1 protein-coding gene is annotated in these 1,021 nt (G+C 71.3%); it reads left to right on the forward strand.

From position 1 onward, the window contains the following. Positions 1-1,021 (forward strand): ATP-binding cassette domain-containing protein (locus A5782_RS08215; protein ID WP_369815603.1); only part of this gene is annotated, 1,021 nt, incomplete at both ends.

A 1,021-nucleotide genomic window follows, 5' to 3' on the forward strand; every position in this document is an offset into this window, starting at 1 on the left:
CCGCCGCCGCCCAGGCTGCCGCGACTTCCGGCGGAGGCGCCGGTGACCCCGCCCGCTGCGGAGAACGAGCAACCCAAGGGCCCGAGCCTGATCGAGCGCATGGTGACCAGCAAGCTGCGCGCCCAGCGACCCTCGTTCCGCACCGAGGAAGCCGACCCCACCTATCGCCTGCCGCTGCAAACCGCGTCGCGCACCACCGGGGTGACCGCCTATCAGCTGGCGCTGACGGTCCACGGACACGAGACGCTGTCGGGCATCTCTTTCAGCGCACGCCCCGGCAGCATGACCGCGGTCATCGGGCCGTCGGCCGCACGTAATTCCGCGCTGCTCACGCTGCTGGCCGGCACCCGAGAACTCAGTGCGGGGCGCGTCATCGTGGACGGACACGGCGTCCACGATGAGCCGCAGTCCATGCGCGCCCGCATCGGGGTGGTTCCGCGTGACGACCGCCTGCACCGACAGCTCACCGTCGCGCAGGTCCTGGAGTACGCCGCGGACATGCGGCTGCCACCGGACACCTTGCCGGAGCAGCGCGACCGCGTGGTCAGCCAAGTTCTCGACGAGCTCGAGCTCACGCCGCACCGGGACACCAGAATCCGCAAACTCTCAGCCGAGGTGCGCCGGTGCGCCGCCCTGGCGGTCGAGCTCGTCACCCGGCCCAGTCTGCTCGTGGTCGACGAGCCCACCGCCGGACTGGATGCGGCGCAACAACGTCACGTCATGGCGGTCCTGCGGCGCCAGGCCCACATCGGCTGCGCCGTCGTGGTCGCGATTTCGGCGCGCACATCGCTCACCGACGTCAACGCCTGCGACCAGGTGCTGGTGCTCACCGGCACGGGTCAAACGGCTTACCTCGGAACGCCCCTGCAGATCGAATCCGCGATGGGCACCACCGATTGGTCCAGGGTCCTCGCGCAGGTCGGCGCCGATCCCGAGGGAGCCCACCGCGCGTTCCGTACCCGACCCCAGACGGCGGCACCGACGACTCCGCCGGAAGTCGCGGCAGCCTGGCCGCCGCCGC

The organism is Mycobacterium sp. 852002-40037_SCH5390672 (assembly GCF_001665875.1).
GTDB lineage: Bacteria > Actinomycetota > Actinomycetes > Mycobacteriales > Mycobacteriaceae > Mycobacterium.